We start from the raw sequence: 18,949 nt of genomic DNA, 5'->3' as shown, positions 1-18,949 counted from the left end.
GGAACCACTAAAAGCATAGCGCATCCGCCCATTTGCGGAAACGCACAGCGCGTTCGTTGTTCACCTTGAAACCGACAGCGATAATCATTTGGAGATTATAGTGATCGATTTCCCTCTCTACTTGCCGTGTTCCCTCGGTTTGAACTATTAAGTATTTCTTAATAGTTGCCCCCGGCTCAAGCTCGCCATCGGGGTAAATACGCTTGATATGCTGATTGACTGCGGCCACGCTTACATCATACAACGCCGCCATCATCTTTTGAGTAAGCCAAATGTTTTCGTCTTGGTAGCGCATCTCCACGTTGTCCGGTGTGTCGCCCGTCGCCGCCACGAAGGTAAGGTACTCAGCCGTCGAGCTATGAATCATCGGCAGATTTGATTTCTCTTTCTTCTTCACGCTTGCACCCCCAATATCGTCTCAATTTCAGCGAGAATGCGGTCAATGTCTGCGTTCAGGCTTGCCCGCTTTTCCTGACACTGTTGAATCAATTCGCAAGGCGGCAGGATTTCTTCTTTCTCGTGCGGGAATCCGCAGAGGTCGATGTTGTAGTTGCGGTCAACAAGCTCTTGAACCGTGTACCGTTTTGCCTTATCGAATCCGTCTATTGTGATTTCATTGCGGTCGTTCCACCATTCCACAGTCGGTTTGGAATGCTCGAAGAAAAGGCTGTTGGTCGTAATACCGGCGTAGGGCGAGAAAACGCTGTGCGGCATCCGCAATACCGTATGGAGATTGAATTCTTCTGGAAAATTTAATCCGAAATGCCCTTGACAACACAGTCCTAAAGACTACTTGTTTTAAACAATAGGATATTGAATGTCACTGTCAGCACTCACATGGCATCTTCCGATAGTAATGTTGCATGCAAGAAAATGATATCTGGTAGATTGGTGATAATGAAAGGTGATGAAAGACGACATTTTTCTTTCAGCGGTCTTGTTTCATGGTATACTTGAGGAACAACAGAATGATATGGAGGTACTGCTTATGGAAATCCAGGAGTTGGTTGAATTGAGCCCTCTTCGGGTCTTTGACGAGTCTATCAGCGGCGGTTTGGGGCGTGGTAATCTTGGTGTCTTGGTATCCCGTCATGGTGTAGGCAAGACAGCGTGCTTAGTCCAGTTGGCCACTGACAAACTTTTCAAAGGCGAGCAAGTAATCCACGTTTCCTTTTCAGGGAATGTCGAACATGTAGTCAATTGGTACAAAGAGGTTTTCCGTGAACTGTCCGATGGCAAGCCAATTGATGATCCTTCTGAAACATATTCATCAATCCTTGCCAATCGTGTCGTAATGAATTTCAATCAGGAAATGCCTATTGAAAAAGTTTTGAACAGCCTGGAGACACTGATTGACCATGGTTCGTTCAAGGCTGATGCCGTACTGTTCGACGGGTACAGGCTTACGCTTGCGTCGGAAACCGACTTGAATCAGATTAAGGCATTTGTGAAGAAACTCAATCTTGAAGCATGGTTCGCGGTATCTCCTGAGAAAAGTGATACCCATATTGACGAGTACGGTGTGCCGGAAACGGTGCGTAAGTACATGAGTCAGATTGATGTTCTCATCGGCCTGATTTATGATGAGAAGATTGATAAAGTGATCATGAATGTGGTGAAGAACCATGGCATCACCATCCCCAAGCCGACGGGAGTGGTTCTGGATCCCAAGACAATGCTCATTGCAAAGGCATGAGATGAAGTAAGGCGAATCGGGTGCGGATGGCGGTCACGGGAGAAATCCGGTGGCCGTCGTTTTTATGAGAAGCTTATGGCGTCTCCGCAGGATTTTCCAATTCCCTGGTTTTTTCCATGACATGGACAAGTACGGTTGCTTGGGCTTCTATCGCATCCCCGCTGCCAAGTTCTCCCAAGATGTGTTCTGCTGTCTTGGCTTTGACGGAGATGACGGAAACAGAAAGCCCCATCAAGCGGGCAAGGGTTTTCCTGATATCCAGAATATACGGTTGAAGATGTGGTTCCTGGAGTATGACAGTGGTGTCGATGTTCACGACAGAAAGACCTTCTTCTTTCAGGGTTTCCATGACCAGAGTCAGGAGATAGCTGCTGTCGGCATCTTTCCAGCGGTCGTCATGGGGAGGGAAATGGTTTCCTATGTCCCCTTTTGCCATGGAACCGAGCAGGGCGTCAATGATGGCATGAATCAAGACATCACCATCAGAATGTGCGTCTTCTCCCTTGTCATGAGGAATCAAAACCCCGCCAAGCATGAGATTTCGTCCAGTGGTCAGACGATGCAAATCCCAGCCGTTACCTATCCTGAAGCTCATTGTCTTCTCCGTTTTCTCCGTGGATTTCAGCATTCCGCTGGTGTGCTATTATTTCCATCCGGGTCTGCGTGCGAAGCGCCTCGAAGTCACGGAGTGCTTTCATCTGTTTCCTTCCCTTGTCCCGTGCCTCCCTGTATGCGGCGACTTGGGCGGCGTAATCCGGTATGTCCTCCGGCCAGGTAATCTTTCTGTTGGCGCGGTCGCCTTCCGACGCGCAGACATGGCCGCCATGCGCCTGGTATATCTCGGTATCATCTACATAAGAGTAGTGTCCGGAACGGGCAGCTTGTCTGTGCGCCTCAAGTATTTCCGTGAATCGGAAAATCTGGGGTGTCTGGATGGCTCGTGTCATGGCACGGGGGATGTGGTTGCGCATCAGGCCATTTTCATCCACTTCCGTGAGGGCGTCATTTACCGGTATCACAGGAGCGGCTCCGCCGAACACGGAAGCCATGGCCAATGTGTTTATGACCAACTGAGGAGTCACATAAGGGCGAGCTCCGTCGTGGATGGCTACATATTCTATGGGAATGTCCAAAGACGCAATCCTCTCCAGGGCACACTGTACGGAAGACTGCCTTGTCCTGCCACCGGTTACCAGAAAGAGAGGAATACGATTCTGGTTCATGATGTCATCAAGGGCATAGGCGACATCCGCTTCCATACCCTCCGGATACGTCACGATAAGCAAGCGGCATCCTGGAACCTCCATGAAAGGAGAAACTGCCCGGTACAAGACAGTTTTGCCATCGATCGTTAGAAATTCCTTTTTTACGGAGAGGGTTTCGTCATTGGATATACTGAATCTATCGCTTGTCCCGGCCGCCGTCACGACGACCGCGTGAGGAGGGAAAGCCATGGGTCACTTTTTCTCCAGCCGTGAGAAGATGAGCTTTTCTATCTCGTCTTCGGGTCTCTTGAGTGAGAAGGACACTTCATCAATAAGAAGCCTGAGAGCGCCATCGTACAGCTTGCGTTCCTGGACGGGAAGCTCCTTGACCTTGCTTCGGTGATACAATGCCTGTACGACCTGGGCTATGGAAGCAATGGAACCCTGCTGGAGAAGATCGACGTTCATCTGGTAGCGTGTCTTCCAGTCCACAGGAAGGGGGTCATATTTGCTGGAGATGCTATCAATGGCCTCCTGTGCCTCGCTGGGAGGGACAATGGCACGGATGCCCATTTCCGCGGCTTTGGCAATGGGAATCTTGACAATCATGTCCGAGATAGCAATGTGGATGACATAATACGGCTGAGGTTCACCCTGGAAGTTGCGTTCTTCGATACATTTGATGATGCCGACCCCCTGGAGAGGATAAACAATGTGGTCACCGACAGAAAATTTCATGCCTATATCTGAAGAACTCATGTGTTCATCATACAGCAAAATCACGCTAAGTACAAGCGCAACCCGTGCTGCCAGATAGCCACAGGACTTGGTTTTGCGATACAGTGCATCTCATGAAGAATAAAACAGAAAGACGCGTGGCAGGTATCCTGCTGCATCCCGGCATGTTGCCCGGAGCCTATGGCATCGGGGATTTCGGACAGGGTTCCCGTGATTTCCTTGACCTGCTTTCCCGTATGCAAGTCTCGCTCTGGCAAATCCTCCCTCTTGGCCCCACAGGATACGGGGATTCCCCATATGCCGCCCGCTCATCCTTCGCCGGCAATGAACTTCTCATTGACCTGCGCTCCCTTGCCATTGAGGGATTTCTTGATATTGATGCCTTGCTTTCCGCCCCGTCCTTTCCATCTGATTACGTAGATTATGCCGCTGTGCGTGCATGGAAGGAACCGCTGCTTGCTTTGGCTGCTGCCCGTTTCTTGAAGACCGCTGATGATACTCTCATGGAGGAATTTCATGCCTTCTGTGCAGCCCAGGCGGGATGGCTGGAAGATTACGCCCTGTATGAAGTATTGTGCGTCCATTATGGGGACTCCCGCTGGTTCACAACATGGGACAAGGACATAGCCCTGCGCAAGCCTGACGCGCTGGTTTCATGGCGTGAGAAAAAGGCTGTCGAGCTGGAGAATGCCAAGATCAGGCAATTTTTCTTTTTCCGTCAGTGGCAGGCAGTCCGTTCTTATGCTCACGGCAAAGGTATATCCATCATTGGAGACCTGCCTATCTATGTTGCGGCTGACAGTGCTGACGCATGGAGTCATCGTGAACTACTTTCGTTTTCTCCCGATGGTGTGCAGACGGAGCTGGGGGGAGTTCCGCCCGACGCCTTCTCTGCCACGGGGCAGTTGTGGGGTAACCCGGTGTATGCATGGGAAAAGCATGAAGAAGATGGTTTCGCTTGGTGGACACGTCGGCTTGCGGCGGCTTTCTCCCAAGTGGATATCCTGCGGCTTGACCACTTCCGAGGTTTTGCCGCCTGCTGGGTAGTACCGGCATCGGCATCTACAGCCGCCTCCGGACGCTGGGTCGCATCTCCCGGAACCCGTTTGCTCGCCGCTGCGCGTGAGAAGCTGGGAAACATGGACATCATAGCGGAGGATTTGGGAGTGATTACTCCCGATGTCGAGCAGTTGCGTGTTGAAAACGGATTCCCCGGCATGAAGATCCTCCAATTCGCCTTTGAAAAGAAAGATGGCCGCTTCAATCCCCATCATGACTATCTTCCCCATGAGTATGACTATGACAGCGCGGCCTATACCGGAACCCATGACAACCAGACCAGCCGGGGATGGTTCTCCTCGCTTTCCCATGAGTACAAGGACATGGTGAGGTGCTATCTTCAATGTGATGATGGGGATGTCGTCTGGCAGATGATTCGCGTCATCATGATGAGCCGTGCCCGCTATGCCGTGTTCCCCATCCAGGATATCTTGGGATGCGGCGATGAAGCGCGTTTCAATACACCGGGAACCTGCGGTACCCATAATTGGGGATGGAGGATGAACCCCGAAGCTCTGCAAGGCTGGATGGTGGAGAGATTCTCAGGCATGGTGACAATGTACGGACGTTCTACCGGGCAGGCGTAAGGTAACGCCAGGGATGGATGTCCAGGGCGTTAGCTTCCCATCCGGAGAGAAGACGGGTATTCACGAAGTTGACGGAGAAACCGTGAGTGAGAGGATAGACGGCTCCTTGGTCAAGCAGACGTTGTTCCGCTTGGCTAAGGAAACGTGAACGTTCCTCTTCATCCGTTGCCTTGTTGGCGAGGCTTACCAAGGCGTCATATTCTTTGTCGGCATATTTGCCGAGATTGTAGCTGCTGTCCGACAGCCAAAGCGAGAGAAACGCCTGTGGCGCGGGGAAGTCCCCGATCCATGTGAGCGTGGCAAATTCATAAGGGGAATTTTCAGGATGTGTCGCATAGACGGACAAAGGAACGGTATCCAGGATGACGGTGATGCCTAGTTCCCGTGCCCATGTATCGGCGATATATTCCGCCGTTTGCTGTGTCTGGGAACCTCTATGCACCGCCATGACGATTTCCGGCAGGCTTTTTCCGGAGTCTCCATACCCGGCTTCGGCCAGCAGGGAGAGAGCCTGTGTCCTGCGCTCATCCGCCGTCACTGCCGAAGACGGGAAAGCTGCCGTGCTGAAAGGCACCAGCGACTTTGTGGCGATCAAAGGTTTCAGGGAGCGTATCACCTTGGCATCGAGCAGGCTGAGCAGCGCACGGCGTACCCGTGGGTCGGCGTAGGGTTCTTCCTGCGTACTGAAATAAAAGAAATCGGTTGAGTACTGGGGAGCCATGAACACGTCTCCGCCAGTCAGCCACGGTTCAGGTATATAGACTTGGGACCAGTGTATCTTCCCGTTCTTGTAATCTTCATAGACGGCTATACCGGGACCGCGAATGTCCAGACGCAAGATGTCATAACCCGGCGTATCCGCAATCTGATGCTGAGGATTCCTGACCAGCGTATAGCCGTATTTGTCCTGCGACTTGAGGATGAAGGGGCCGCTTGAATACGTTCCGGCGAGGTTGTTGTCCTTCAGGATGGCAGGATGGACAACGGCAAAACCCGGAGAAGCCAGCAGCATGGGGAGATAGGACGCCGGATATTTGAGGGAGATGAGCAAATGGGTGTCGTCCAAGGCGCGGAAACCGACGCCCGATGTTTCTCCGGTTCCTGTCCGGTATGCCTTGACGCCGACGACGCTGTCCAAGAAAGAAGAATAACTTGAGTTGGGGTTTCCCGGAGCCAGCAGGTTGAGCCAGGAGTCAATGACGGAATGAGATGTGATGGGCGTTCCGTCTGAAAAGCATATGCCGGTTCGCAGGGTGAATATCCACATCAGTCCGTCGGTGGACTGTATCCACGAACTGGCGAGAGCCGGAACGGCATCCGAGGCATCCCGTGAGTAAGTCGTCAAACCTTCCGCGACAGCTGATGAGGCAAGGGAAGATAGGGCAGTCGCCGCTTCATGGGGATGAAAGCTCAGGACATCTTCTCCTTTGTCCAGGGCAATGACAAGCGTTATGCCATCATCGGGAATTGGCGGCGCGGATGGTACAGGATGACGTATTTCCGTTTCAATGGAGATTTTCGCCTCCATGCGACCGTTAGCTATTGCCGTGGCCGGGAGCAGGAGAACCGAGCAGAGAAGCAATGTCAGAATACGCGCCGTGTGTCCCATGCCTAAATAGTACCAAAGGAAACCGTCATCGGCAATCGTCGCAGGATTTTGTCTGGGACGAAACGGACGACAAGCCTGGAGTCGATTGTGCTGAAGGCGTAATTTTCATGGATTCATGCTATAGTAGAAACCATGAACATTGTCTTGTTTGAAAACCTTGACGCGGACTCCTTTCTTCCCGCTTCCGATTTCCGGTATGGACATATCATCCACGTACTCAGGCTCCATGAGGGAGATAGTTTTTCCGCGGGCATCGTGAACGGAGCCTCCGGTCATGCCAAGATAGAGAGTCTTGACGAAAGCGGCATCAGGTTCTCATGGACACAGGAAAAAGAAGGCGATGAGGCGCGGGGGCAGGTTCCCGTGACGTTGCTTGTCGCCCAAGTCCGTCCGATTTGCATGAAGCGTATCCTGCGTGACGCGGCCATGCTGGGAGTTTCCCGCCTGATTGTCAGCGGGGCTGATACCGCGGAGAAATCGTACCAGGCAGCCGGTCTATGGAGTGACGGAGAATACATGAAATATCTCCTGGACGGAGCGATGCAGGCGGTTGGCACGGGATTCCCAGAATTTTTCCTCACTCCTTCTGTCAATCATGCCGCCAGGCTTCTTTCTCCGCATGCCGCGCATTTCCTCTTGGACAATACGGAGAACGCGCCTCTCTTTTCTGCCGGTGATGCCATAACGAAAGCCTGTACCGTTGCAATCGGTCCTGAACGGGGCTGGAGCGATAGGGAGAGGCAGTTTTTCCTGGAATCAGGCTTCTCCGTCTTTTCCCTGGGGGGGCGCGTGCTGCGTACCGAGACAGCCTGCGTCGTAGCAGTCGCTATGGCAATGCATCGGCTGGGAGTGCTGTAACCGTTTTCTCATGCATCGTTCTCCCCCCCCCCATACGGATGTCGCGTGACATTGTGCGAGAATCGTGCGGTATGATTTCCTGGAACTTCACGACTACTTGTCCGTACTGGCATGCCGATGCATAATAGAGGACATATTTTGCGAGGTGATAGAATGGCGCACTGCATTGTTCCTGCGGCTGAAGAAATACTGGATAAAGAGTTTCTCGTCCTTGACCACGGGTTTGTACGGCTTGTTGATTACTTGGGAAGCGATGAGCGCATTGTACAGGCTGCCAGGGTGTCCTATGGGGAAGGAACGAAGACGTACCGTCAGGACAAGGGACTCATAAGCTACCTGTTGCGCAATGAGCATACTTCCCCTTTTGAACAGGTGAATTTCACCTTTCATGTGAAAATGCCCATATTCGTCGCGCGGCAATGGGTGCGGCATCGTACCGCCCGTATCAATGAGATATCAGGCCGGTACAGCATCCTCAAGGATGAGGCATATCTTCCGCAACCGCACCATGTCAATCTTCAGAGCGAGGACAACAAGCAGGGCAGGGCGTCGGAGCCTGTTCCTCCGGAGATGGCGGAAAAGATATGCGGCATGTTGGCGGAAGATCAGAGGCGAGCTTTCGCTTCATACCACAATGTTCTGGAGCAGGGAGTCGCGCGGGAACTTGCCCGGATAAATCTGCCATTGAGCGCGTACACCGAATGGTACTGGCAGATGGATCTGCACAATCTCCTCCGTTTCCTGATGCTCCGTACTGATGCGCATGCCCAGTATGAAATACGTGTTTATGCCGATGTCATGCTTGATATTGTGGAGAAAGTCTGCCCTATGACGGTCGAGGCTTTTCGTGAGCATACTCTTGGCGGGCGGAAATTCAGCGCAAGCGAGTTCGCGGCGCTCAAGGAGATGCTTGCGGGCAAGGAGAATCCTTTGACTGGCCGTGCCCGTGAGCAGTTTGAAGCCAAGTTGAAATAGGCCAGGAGTAAATCAGGCGGCGGATTTCCTTCTTGCTGCCTTGCGTGCCAGTTTCAATTCCTGTTTTTTCTTCTTGCGGACAGTCTTCTTCTCTTGCCTTACCTGCCGCGCGGTTTTGAGCGGGGGAGGAAGCTGCGGGCCTTCCAGCAAGATTTCAGGAGTATATAGGATTTCCTGGAAAGTTCTGATTGACTTCATGGAATAATATCCATCGCAAATGCGCTCATCAATGGTAAAGGACACTTCCATTGTATCCTGGAACTCAGGTACACCGCTGGGAGTATGGTAATTACGTTTGCGTTTCAGTTTTCCCAGGGCGGCAAAGAGGCTGGTAGTACCCCATTCATAAAGATGGTGTTTCGGACTGGGGCCCATGCCAATGCTTCCCATGTTCGCTATGAAGATGGATGTATGCAGCCCATCCAAGTCACGCAGTGCTTTTGGTGCCTTGCCGATTGAATCCAGCCACTTCAGTACTCCGACACATGCCGATAACAGCCAGTGGGGGAGCTTCATGACTGCGTCTATGAGGGAATCGACATTGGTTTCGGCTGCGGGTTGAGTCACTTCGACAATGCCCTTGTTTATCTTGTTGGCAATCTCATGAAGACGCATTTCAGGCTTTACATAGAGGAGTACTCCATGTTCAGGAGCATCGTCATCATAACTTTCCTTCACAATGAAATTGCAGGACAGTTCATTGCGCTGCCAGTATTTGCCCTTGCTGATGAACCTGTTCATCTGTGGACGGACTGCAATGGTTCTCATGAGAGCGGCCACAATCAGCTCAAAGACTCTCAGTTGGTGGTCACATCCATTGTCAGGCGTCTTGTTAAATTCCTTGACGAACTGCAAAGCTCTGGTCAAGTCTATGGTAATATCAAGATAGACAAGGCTTTCTGACCTTTTCTTCATGATGTAGGGGAAAATTTTTTTTAATGATGTAATATCGGCAACACGTGCCGCGTCATTTCTTCTTGCCATTGGTTTACCTTTCTTCCATGTCTTCCACAGGACGGTTTTCTTTTCCCTTCCATGGAATAGCGTTTCTATGGGTTCTGTACACCGTGTCTAGTTTACTTGTTTTGCATTCACAGCGCAAGCATAGTGATTTATCCCGCGTTTTGTTCCCCGTTTCTCGTGACTCTCTCCCTGTTGGCAGTATTTATTTTTGAATAAAAGGAGGCGAATGGAGGAGCAGGGTAAGATTTAAAGAAAAATATGAATATTGCATACGAATATATAAATCCTAATTAGGAATATTATATTTGAATATTATCATCAACCATTCACGGTGAGGGATGTTTGCTCTCTTTATCCCTTGCCATACTTCACTGTTGCAAAAAAAACTTCCTACGGGTATTTTCAATGCATGAAGGACGATGATGCCGGAACGACTGGAAACGAAACGGATGCCGCTTCCGCTGTAGAGGGAATGCCCCCACGGGAACAAGCGCGCGCCTTGCCCCATGCCCCCGGCGTCTATGTCATGAAGGATTCTTCCGGACACGTCATCTACGTAGGCAAGGCGAAAGACCTTCGCAAGCGGGTGACGAGCTATTTTCTTTCAGGACGGAACATCAAGACCGAGGCACTGGTTCGGAAAATTTCCGACATTGATCATATCATTGTCGGTACGGACTATGAAGCTCTGATCCTTGAGAACAATCTAATCAAGAAATATGCGCCTCATTATAATATTTCGCTGAAAGACGGAAAAAGTTATCCTCTGATTCGCATTACCGCCGAACCATTTCCCAAGGTGTTCAAGACACGACGTGTCATCAAGGACGGTTCATCCTATTACGGTCCCTATCCGGACGCCCATAAACTTGACACCTGTCTGGAGTTGATTTCCAAGATTTTTCCTTTGCGCAGATGCGGTTCTCCGTTGAGGATGCGCGAGAAACCTTGTCTGTACCATCATATTGGCATGTGTGCCGGGCCGTGTATCGGAGCGGTCACAGAGGAACAGTACAAGACCTATGTTGACCAGGTGCGCAAGTTCCTTGAAGATGGTTCTGAGAGCCTGGAAGAAAAAATTCGTGCTGAAATGGCTTCTGCGAGCAAGAAACTGGATTTTGAAACGGCAGCAGCCAAGAGAGATGTGCTTCTTGCCCTGGAATCAGTGAACCGAACACGTCAGGTGGAGGATTTCTCTGATGAAAGCCGGGATTATGCCGCCATAGAGATGCGTGCGCCGCTTTGTACTGTTTCCATCATGCAGATAAGGGAAGGCAAGCTGATCGGCAGGGCTCTCTACCGGGCGGAGACGCTTGGGGATGAGACGGAGACGCTTCTGAACTTCCTGATGCAATACTATGCGGACGGTGAACAACTGCCGAAGACTCTGTATGTTTCCCATGAAATTGACACTGATCTGATCCGCCAGTATTTCTCACAGACTCATGACCGGCACATTGAAGTGACTCTGCCTATGGAAGGCAAGCATTTCCGTATTGTGAAGATGGCGGCGGAAAATGCCGCGCGGGATGTCGAGAAACGCCTGCGCAGCCGGGACAATACGGGAGCGTTGGAGGAATTGGCGCAGGAGCTGGGGCTGGAAGCTCCGCCAATGTTGATTGAAGGTTTCGACATTGCGCAGCTTGCGGGAAAATATACCGTTGCCTCGCTCATTTCCTTCCGGGACGGCAACCCTGATCCAAAGAATTACCGCCGTTTCAATATCAAGAGCCTTGACGGACGTATTGATGACTTTGAAGCTGTCCGCGAGGCGATTGCCCGACGCTATACGCGCGTCTTGAACGAGAATTTGGAAAAGCCTGGTCTCATTATGATTGATGGCGGGAAGGGGCAGGTGGGAGCCGCACGGGAAATCCTGGATTCTCTTGGATTGTCTGACATCCCTTTGGTGGGACTGGCGAAGGATTTGGAAGAAATCGTGTTCGATGATGACCGGCCATCGCTGCTCCTGCCGGAGGATTCTCCTGCCTTGAGAGTCCTGATTGCCGTGAGGGATGAGTGTCACCGCTTCGCTACCAACGCCAACCAGCGGCTCCGTTCCCAGGACGCGACGTTCAAACTCCTGGAATCTGTGGAAGGTGTCGGTTCTGCCCGCAGTGCCCGCATCATGCGAACCTTTGGATCTTTGGATGCGCTTCTGTCCGCTTCAGAGGAAGATATAGCCAGCAAAGCGAAGATTCCTCTCATTGTCGCACGCAAGATTTTAAGGAAACTCAATCTGTAGGATCCCCGGATAGATACTGCCGAATGAATGGTGCCGAATAAGTGCCGGAAGTTTCCTGATGGTCTCCTAATAGCTTGAGCGGGCGACGGTACGCAATGACGCGAACCGGGGAAGCCCTGTCTTTTTCCCTTTTCGTATGATGATGCGGTAGGCGTATGCATCACAGATGGTTCGGTGCATGTCTCCCGGCCATGAACGAATGTCCCTGTCCCAGTCGGCGAGTGAAACCAGAATTGTCTTGATATCTTCCGGAGAGTAACGACGAACCGCTTCTTTGTTCAAACCTTTATCCTTCAGATTCCTGATGGGGACAGGTTTACCATATGTGACCACGGACTGCATGGCTTCATCCTCATTCATCCCCTGGGAAAGGTTCTCGCTCAATGAGAGCAACCGCCTCATCTGCCAACTCATGGCGGCCAGCAGTTGGGGCAGCTTGTTAGGCTCCGCATCCATATAGGAATGGATGGTCAGCAAGGCACCGTTGAGGTTCCCTCTGGCGACATGTTCGAATACGGAAAACGCAGTGACGCCTTGGGAAAAAGAAAGATACGCCTCAACGTCTTCCTCCGTGACGCTGGAATGTTTCGCGGAGGAATCTTGACTCAGGTAGTCGGCAAGGCGTGCGCAGGCTTCTTTCAATTCATCGGTGGAGTTGTCAACCAGGGTGAGAATCAAATCCGTCGCGCCACGGCTGATTCCCATACGGCGGGAGCGGAAGAAATCTTGAATCCATTGTGGTTTCCTGTTCTCGAACATCTCATAGAACGTCTGTTGGTTCTGTTTGGGTACAAGTTTCTGGAGCGTTGCGCTGACCCGTGTCTCATCGCTTGTCAGGACTATGGTGACATCTGGGGTCGGTTCCTTGAGCCAGTCAAGGACAGGTTGCAGCGTGGACACCTTTGCTTCGGAGGCAATCCGGAGAAGGATGAAAGAATAATCAGAGAACAATCCTGAGTTAGTAAGGGCTTCTGACAAACCATGGATTGACTCATCATCCTTCGATGCTATGAAAAGATATTCGTCAAGTGCAGGATGTGCTCCGGCAAGGGCATTGCGGATACGTGAGACAGCGGCGTCTTTTTCGCCGTTTTCAGGTCCCAGGTACAGATAGGCGGATGGAGCGGCCATGGTCATCCGCCGTAGTTCCTGATGAGAAGGAACAACGTGCCGTGAATCTGGCAGTCTGTCGTGCGGATAGGGCCAATTTCAGGGTTTTCAGCGCGGAGTTCAATCATGTGGGCATCCCGATAGAAACGTTTGAGGGTGATGGCATTGGATTCCATCTCCCCGACGCTGGCTACCACTATGTCACCGTTGCGGGCGGTCGTAGCATGGCGGATGATGGCAAGGTCGCCGTCGAATATACCGGCACCCACCATACTTTCCCCACGTACTTTCAGGGCATAGTAGGGGTCAGGGGTACGTTTGAGCATTGAAGCGGGGATTGGAACCGTGTCTTCCATGTTTTCCTCGCTCATGATGGGCTTGCCTGCGGCTATGTTGCCCAGCACCGGTACGTTGATCATTTCCTGGAAAGGCGCATACTGCTCGCTGATTACTTCCATGGTACGGGAAAGTCCTGCCTCATTGCGCCTGATTACGCCTTTCCGTTCCAAAGCGCAGAGATGGTCATGCGCCGCCTTGGGGGAGAAGTGGAAATGGGAAGCCACATCACGGACAGAGGGGGAATACCCGTTCTCAGTGATGAAGGAGCTTATGTACGAGGCTATTTCTTTCTGTCGCGCGGTTAGTTCCTTCATGGCTGACTCCCTTCATTCCTCGAAATGATTTGCAAACACATGTTCAATGGCATCCGCCATCTCCGCTTCATCAGGCCCATCGCACTGCATGGTGAGCTTCGACTTGTATGTGGCTCCCAGCGTGATGACTCCCATAATCGATTTGCCGTTTATCTTCATGGCATCCTTCAAGAAGAATACATCACTGACGTACCGATTGGCAACCTTTGCTATGAGTGCCGCTGGCCTGGCATGTATGCCGGCACGGTTGGTGATTGTCAAGGTGCGCTCGATCATCAGGGTTTTTCCTCATCATAATACACCGAGCGCGCCGTTTGGCTCTCAAGCCAATGAACCACGGTCTGGTCGAAATCTTTTGACGAATAATAGCCCAGTTTCTTCAATCTCTCGGTTCTGGCGGCGGTTTCTATCAGTATAGGGACATTGCGACCGGGTTTCACCGGAATCTCGACCATGGGGATGCTGATGCCCAGGATGGTCTCTTCCAATGCGCTCCCTATGCGGTCATAGTCTTTCTGGGATTCCCACTTGTCCAGCTTCACCACCAGTTGCACCTGCTTGCGTTCGCGGATTGCGCCGACGCCAAACAAGTGCGCGACATTGATGATGCCCAGACCCCTGATTTCCATGTGATGGGCAAGGAGAGGATTCTCCCCGGAGCCGATAAGATGGTTGTCACCGATATTACGGAGTTTGACCGTATCGTCGCTGATCAGGCGATGTCCACGTTCAATCAGTTCCAACGCCGTCTCGCTTTTTCCTACGCCGCTGTCTCCGGTTATCAGCACGCCGATGCCGAATACCTCGACCATAACGGCGTGGATAGTGATGGTCGGCGCGAAAACCGCGTCAAGAAGCTGATACAGATGCCGGGAGAAGTCGGAGGAGGGCAGAGGCGTCTGAAGGATGGCACAGCTGTTTTCCTCCGCAAGTTTGATGAAATGTGCGCTCGGCGTCCCCATGTCGCTGAAGATGCAGCACGGAACATTGGACGAGAGTATTTTCTCAATGGCTTCATAGTTTCCGAGAACTTCAAGGTGAGCCAGGAAATGTTGTTCCCCACGGCCGAAGACCTGGATGCTTTCAACGCTGAATTCATCAAAATATCCACTGAGAGGCAATCCGGGACGGCTGATTTTGTTCGTGGTTATCTTGCGTGAAAGACCGCTGCGTCCGGCTATGCAGGAAAGCTCAAGGATATTATGCTCCTTGAGGTCGAGATCCAACAGATCCAGAATAGTGAAAGCCTTCATCCAGTCCCCTCCGTCATCTTATCTTTGACCGAATCCTTGACCGACTATAGCACAGCAACCCTGAAAATAAAAGAACGGGAACCATTGTGGCTCCCGTCATCCCAAAAGGGGAATTGCGAATGTCTGATTCTGGTGAAGATGGCGGTCATCGCCCTTTCACCTTGCCTTTTTCCTTGCTGGCGGCGGCTTCTATCTTATCGACGAGGGCTTCTATGCCTTCGTACAACTCATAGCAATCAGTGCTGACGACCTTCAGGGAACCCCAGGAAAAATGCATCTTGGCATCAAGATGAAATCCCTGTCCAATAGTTTCACGCGTAATGACGATATCCAGGTCATGCAGATAGTCTTCCGCGAATTGGACCTTCTGAAGCTTTTTATCCAGGAATTGCTGGGTTTCCTCGCTTGGGTTGTAACGGACACCACGGATTGTAACGTTCATAGGTTCCTCCTCATTGCTGGTTGTCTATATACAAGATATATCCTGGAATGATGTCCCGTCAAACATGTTTTCTTGTCAAAGGCACCCATAAGCGTCCAGGAGCGTCCCAAGAGCTGCAAGATGCCATGACGGATAGGTTCAGGAGGATTATTGGGAGGTCGTCATCGGCCAAAAGAAGAATCGATATCAAGTTCCTTGCGGTATTTCGCTACGGTACGGCGTGCGACGGATATTCCTTTTTTGGCAAGCAGGTCACTGATTTTCTGGTCGGAAAGACGCTTGTTCTCCGACTCATCTATGATTTCACGGATGATTTCCTTGACGGATGTGCGCGACATGTCCGCCGTCGAGCCTCCGGAAGTCGCGACTCCAGTACTGAACATCTGCTTGAGGGGCAGGAATCCCCAGTCGGTATCCATCCATTTTGCCTGGGAGATACGGCTGATTGTGGTTTCATGGACACCCACTTCCTCCGCGACATTCTTCAACGTCATGGGACGGAGATAGCGCGGCCCCTTGAAGAAGAAATCACTCTGGAGCTTAATCAGGGCAAGACCGACCTTGTGAAGAGTCTGGTTCCTCAGATGTATCTGACTGATGAGGACAGAAGCCTCGCGCGACATTTTCTGGATGTATTCGACGGTTTCCTTGCTGGAGGGATCGTCTTTTCGTTCCTTCAAGGTTTCACCGAGACCAGTGAACTGGGTATTGATGGTCAGAGCGGGAAGCGCGTCTTGGTTGAGCCGCATCTCCAGCGAACCGTCTACGACATGGATGCTGAGATCCGGTATGACGAACTGGTCAGGCTCCGTGTTGTACGCCTGTCCGGGAAAGGGGGTAAGGCTCCTGAGGTAGGCGTATAAGGTGGACACTTCATCAGGATCAAGTTTAAGCATCTTTGCCGCTTCCGCTTCCTTGCCTGGCCGCATCAGTTCCAGCGCATCGTAGACAAGCCGTGAGAAATCATCCAGGACTTGTGCCTCCAGTCCGTCATTGCGTGCCTGGACGACCAGGGATTCACGGAAGTCGGTGACTGCGATTCCAGAAGGGTCGAAACTTTGGAGAAGGCTGACGACCGGGGCGACATCCTCCTGCGTCAACCCATCTTCAAGAGTCTCGACCGGTAGCGTGTGAAACCCGTTGGCATCGAGGTTGCTGATGATGAGTTCGGCGATATGCCTTTGGCGTCGGGTAAGTTCATGAAGGTTCAATTGCTTGAAAAGATGTTCTTGAAGACTCTCTTTCTGGGTCAATACGCCATCAATCATCCGATTCTGGCGTTGCATTGCGTTTTCATCATATCCCCGTGCTTCACCGGGAGTCGCACCGTCCGCACGGTAATGCTGGCCGTCATAAATGTCCGAGCCATAGCTCGCGGAGTCAGTGAGGGAATCATCCATGGAGTCTCTGTCGCGGAAGCCCATGCGGGTGAAGTCTTCATAGGAAATGCTTGTGCTTTCCGGTATCTCAAGGGCGGGGTTTGATTCTATGGCATCGGAAATACGCGCCTGCAATTCCTGCAAGGGAAGCATCATCAGCTCAAAGGACTGGAGCATCTGGGGTGAAAGCTTGAGTAGTTGTTTCTGTTCCAGGGTCAGCTGCGGAGCAAGCATGTCATACGTCCTCGAACTCATCACCGAAGTAAATGTGACGCGCCGTAGGATCATTCAGGAGATCCTGCTTTGTACCGGACACCAACAGGGTTCCTTCATGGATGATGTGGGAGCAGTCGGTGATGGCCAGCGCATCACGAACATTATGGTCGGTAAGCAGGACTCCTATGCCTTGAGCCGCCAGATGGCGGATGATTTGTCGTATTTCGTAGACGGCCTTCGGATCTATGCCGGCAAAGGGTTCGTCAAGCAGAAGGAAGCGGGGAGAAGTCGCCAAGGCACGGGCAATCTCGGTACGGCGGCGTTCTCCTCCGGAAAGAGTGTAGCCTTTCTGAGACATCACTCCGGTGATGCCGAATTCTTCCATGAGCCTGTCCGTCAACTCTTTTTTTTCAACCGCACTCAAATCAGACCTGCTTTCCGAGACAAGGTGAATGTTGTCGCGCACCGAAAGCTTGCGGAATATGGAGGCTTCCTGAGGCAGGTAGGAGAGGCCGAGGAGCGAACGGCGGTACATGGGCAACTCGGTGACATCCGTGTCGTCAATGCTGATTTTGCCAGAATCGGCACGGAGAAAACCTACCACCATGTAGAAAGTAGTTGTCTTGCCCGCGCCGTTGGGGCCGAGCAGACCGACCACTTCACCGCTGCGCATGGAAAACGAAATATCCCTCACCACGGGTTTCTTTCCATAGTATTTCATCAAGTGCTGTATGTTCAGGACGCTTGTCGCGGTGTCAGCCATTGATTGTCCCCCTGATTTCCCCACTCATGGTGATTTCATCAGTGTCCAGGTTCACGCGGATGGTGGTCGCCCGGTATGTGTCGTTCTTCCATGTGACGACGGCTCCGCCATCGAGCATTACTGTGCCGGAAGAACGGACGTATGTCACTGTTTCGGCGGTACAGACCATGATTCCGTCGTCAGTAGTCCGGGTCAGGTTCACATTGTCCTGGAATGTGAGGATTCCTTCCTCTTGTTGATAGCGTACCCAACCTGCTTGCGCCGTTATGCCTTTTTCCTTGTCTTCGACGGATGTCTGTTCACGGGACAGGAGGATGGATTCATTCCTGTCATAGGTGATGGTTCCGGCGGACATCTCTATGCCCTTGCCAGCATCTTTCAGCACAACATCTCCCGTGCATTCCAAATAGCTGTAGCCTTCTCCGGATACATCGATAACCTGGGCAGTGATGGTGATGTCCCCTGTAGTCACCCTGGCTCCCTCCGAAATTTTGACCCTTTCATCACCTGAGCGGATGATTGCCTCTGTGGAACCGCCGGAAAATTCTATGGGATCGGCTGCCCACAGGACAGGGGAGGCAAGGCCGATGAGGAAGATTACAGTAAGGATACTGCGGAAATTTTTCATGGTACAATCCATCCTTCAGCGTTTGTCAGTACGAAACGCCCGCTTTCCAGGCTGCCAGACAGGTTATTCCCGTTGATGGTGCTGCCGGAACCAAAGACGACGGTGACAGGAGCAGTGCTGACAATCTGCTGGACATCAAGCATCCAGCTTAGTTGGCTTCCCGTAAGCTTCAAGCCAAGCTCTCCATCATCAAGGATTACGGAGCCGATTAACGAAAGAGTCTTTGTATTCGCGTTATAGCTGCCGCTGAGCGCAGAACCCTGCACCAGTGAACCATCATCCTTTTCATGACTGAATACCGGCATTGCGACTTGGACAGTTCTGCTGTTGTTGTACAGACTAATCATGGGGCTTTCCATGGTCATGGGTTCCTTCCCTTTGAGCGCGACGGTGTAGACAGCGGCGGAAAGGACGACGGAAGGCGCGCCTTCCGTGGTTTCTTCAGTCAGCATTTCTTCAGGCATGAAGGAACAGGCACTCAGTAATGCCACGCTCAGCATAACGGGGAACATGAAAGTAAGCATGACGGGCAGCATCCCTCGGAGCTGTGTGATCCATGATGGCGAGGAA

21 protein-coding genes are annotated in these 18,949 nt (G+C 51.8%); 5 read left to right on the top strand and 16 right to left on the bottom strand.

The genetic code is table 11. The features are described 5' to 3' along the window. Positions 1-7: 7 nt before the first annotated feature. On the bottom strand, positions 8-397 hold the full coding sequence (locus SPICO_RS08180; protein WP_013740198.1) for a virulence RhuM family protein: 390 nt from the start codon (positions 395-397) through the stop codon (positions 8-10). Further along, positions 394-714, bottom strand: coding sequence for a hypothetical protein (locus SPICO_RS08175; protein WP_041395205.1), 321 nt, complete (start codon positions 712-714; stop codon positions 394-396). The genes SPICO_RS08180 and SPICO_RS08175 overlap by 4 nt, the downstream gene beginning before the upstream one ends. 193 nt (positions 715-907) lie before the next feature. Between SPICO_RS08175 and SPICO_RS08170 the strand changes: the two genes are divergently transcribed. Further along, positions 908-1,696, top strand: a complete 789-nt coding sequence (locus tag SPICO_RS08170; protein WP_245523199.1) for a hypothetical protein — start codon at positions 908-910, stop codon at positions 1,694-1,696. Positions 1,697-1,769: 73 nt separating this feature from the next. On the opposite strand, the gene ispF is transcribed toward SPICO_RS08170, so the two are convergent. From ispF to SPICO_RS08155, 3 genes are read right to left on the bottom strand one after another with little or no spacing between them, the layout of a single operon-like run. Further along, positions 1,770-2,291 (bottom strand): 2-C-methyl-D-erythritol 2,4-cyclodiphosphate synthase, encoded by a 522-nt coding sequence (ispF, locus tag SPICO_RS08165; RefSeq protein WP_013740196.1) that lies wholly within the window; start codon positions 2,289-2,291, stop codon positions 1,770-1,772. Next, on the bottom strand, positions 2,272-3,150 hold the full coding sequence (locus SPICO_RS08160; protein WP_013740195.1) for an IspD/TarI family cytidylyltransferase: 879 nt from the start codon (positions 3,148-3,150) through the stop codon (positions 2,272-2,274). The genes ispF and SPICO_RS08160 overlap by 20 nt, the downstream gene beginning before the upstream one ends. A gap of 3 nt (positions 3,151-3,153) precedes the next feature. Next, the gene (locus SPICO_RS08155) at positions 3,154-3,660 is read right to left on the bottom strand and encodes a CarD family transcriptional regulator (RefSeq protein ID WP_052295863.1); all 507 of its coding nucleotides are present in this window, start codon (positions 3,658-3,660) and stop codon (positions 3,154-3,156) included. 92 nt (positions 3,661-3,752) lie between these two features. On the opposite strand from SPICO_RS08155, the gene malQ reads away from it, so the two are divergent. Continuing rightward, positions 3,753-5,285 (top strand): 4-alpha-glucanotransferase, encoded by a 1,533-nt coding sequence (gene malQ, locus SPICO_RS08150; protein WP_013740193.1) that lies wholly within the window; start codon positions 3,753-3,755, stop codon positions 5,283-5,285. On the opposite strand, the gene SPICO_RS08145 is transcribed toward malQ, so the two are convergent. Further along, positions 5,269-6,894, bottom strand: a complete 1,626-nt coding sequence (locus SPICO_RS08145; protein ID WP_013740192.1) for a peptide ABC transporter substrate-binding protein — start codon at positions 6,892-6,894, stop codon at positions 5,269-5,271. The two genes, malQ and SPICO_RS08145, sit on opposite strands and share 17 nt — an antisense overlap. 132 nt (positions 6,895-7,026) lie before the next feature. Between SPICO_RS08145 and SPICO_RS08140 the strand changes: the two genes are divergently transcribed. Both SPICO_RS08140 and thyX read left to right on the top strand, forming a co-directional pair. Then, a complete protein-coding gene (locus SPICO_RS08140; RefSeq protein WP_013740191.1) occupies positions 7,027-7,752 on the top strand; it encodes an RsmE family RNA methyltransferase in 726 nt (241 codons plus the stop codon). Between the two features lie 153 nt (positions 7,753-7,905). Then, entirely contained in the window at positions 7,906-8,727 is an 822-nt protein-coding gene (gene thyX / locus SPICO_RS08135) for an FAD-dependent thymidylate synthase (protein ID WP_013740190.1), read from the top strand. A gap of 12 nt (positions 8,728-8,739) precedes the next feature. On the opposite strand, the gene SPICO_RS08130 is transcribed toward thyX, so the two are convergent. Continuing rightward, positions 8,740-9,711, bottom strand: coding sequence for a hypothetical protein (locus SPICO_RS08130; RefSeq protein WP_013740189.1), 972 nt, complete (start codon positions 9,709-9,711; stop codon positions 8,740-8,742). A gap of 388 nt (positions 9,712-10,099) precedes the next feature. Between SPICO_RS08130 and uvrC the strand changes: the two genes are divergently transcribed. Further along, positions 10,100-11,935, top strand: a complete 1,836-nt coding sequence (uvrC, locus tag SPICO_RS08125; protein ID WP_013740188.1) for an excinuclease ABC subunit UvrC — start codon at positions 10,100-10,102, stop codon at positions 11,933-11,935. Between the two features lie 66 nt (positions 11,936-12,001). Here the strand turns inward: uvrC and holA are convergent, their stop codons facing one another. The 9 genes from holA to lptC (SPICO_RS08080) all read right to left on the bottom strand — a co-directional run bounded on the left by holA (position 12,002) and on the right by lptC (SPICO_RS08080) (position 18,903). After that, on the bottom strand, positions 12,002-13,066 hold the full coding sequence (gene holA, locus SPICO_RS08120; RefSeq protein ID WP_169310078.1) for a DNA polymerase III subunit delta: 1,065 nt from the start codon (positions 13,064-13,066) through the stop codon (positions 12,002-12,004). A 2-nt stretch (positions 13,067-13,068) separates the two neighbouring features. After that, entirely contained in the window at positions 13,069-13,698 is a 630-nt protein-coding gene (gene lexA / locus SPICO_RS08115; RefSeq protein ID WP_013740186.1) for a transcriptional repressor LexA, read from the bottom strand. A 12-nt stretch (positions 13,699-13,710) separates the two neighbouring features. Further along, a complete protein-coding gene (locus SPICO_RS08110) occupies positions 13,711-13,974 on the bottom strand; it encodes an HPr family phosphocarrier protein (RefSeq protein WP_013740185.1) in 264 nt (87 codons plus the stop codon). Next, positions 13,974-14,951: an HPr(Ser) kinase/phosphatase gene (gene hprK, locus SPICO_RS08105; protein ID WP_013740184.1), complete on the bottom strand. Its 978-nt coding sequence runs from the start codon at positions 14,949-14,951 to the stop codon at positions 13,974-13,976. Before hprK ends, SPICO_RS08110 begins: the two co-directional genes overlap by 1 nt. 145 nt (positions 14,952-15,096) lie before the next feature. After that, the gene (locus tag SPICO_RS08100; protein ID WP_013740183.1) at positions 15,097-15,393 is read right to left on the bottom strand and encodes an HPF/RaiA family ribosome-associated protein; all 297 of its coding nucleotides are present in this window, start codon (positions 15,391-15,393) and stop codon (positions 15,097-15,099) included. A gap of 161 nt (positions 15,394-15,554) precedes the next feature. Next, positions 15,555-17,006 carry an RNA polymerase factor sigma-54 gene (gene rpoN / locus SPICO_RS08095; protein WP_041395202.1) on the bottom strand — a complete coding sequence of 484 codons (1,452 nt, stop codon included), beginning with the start codon at positions 17,004-17,006 and terminating at the stop codon, positions 15,555-15,557. A gap of 1 nt (position 17,007) precedes the next feature. Continuing rightward, positions 17,008-17,751, bottom strand: coding sequence for an LPS export ABC transporter ATP-binding protein (lptB, locus tag SPICO_RS08090; protein WP_013740181.1), 744 nt, complete (start codon positions 17,749-17,751; stop codon positions 17,008-17,010). Further along, positions 17,744-18,379: an LPS export ABC transporter periplasmic protein LptC gene (lptC, locus tag SPICO_RS08085; RefSeq protein ID WP_013740180.1), complete on the bottom strand. Its 636-nt coding sequence runs from the start codon at positions 18,377-18,379 to the stop codon at positions 17,744-17,746. Before lptC (SPICO_RS08085) ends, lptB begins: the two co-directional genes overlap by 8 nt. Next, positions 18,376-18,903, bottom strand: a complete 528-nt coding sequence (gene lptC, locus SPICO_RS08080) for an LPS export ABC transporter periplasmic protein LptC (RefSeq protein ID WP_215904610.1) — start codon at positions 18,901-18,903, stop codon at positions 18,376-18,378. Before lptC (SPICO_RS08080) ends, lptC (SPICO_RS08085) begins: the two co-directional genes overlap by 4 nt. Between the last annotated feature and the right edge of the window lie 46 nt (positions 18,904-18,949).

Source organism: Parasphaerochaeta coccoides DSM 17374, from assembly GCF_000208385.1.
Taxonomy (GTDB): Bacteria; Spirochaetota; Spirochaetia; order Sphaerochaetales; family Sphaerochaetaceae; genus Parasphaerochaeta; species Parasphaerochaeta coccoides.
The sequence above is the reverse complement of the archived record's forward strand: the minus strand, read 5'-3'. Positions and strand labels throughout refer to the sequence as shown.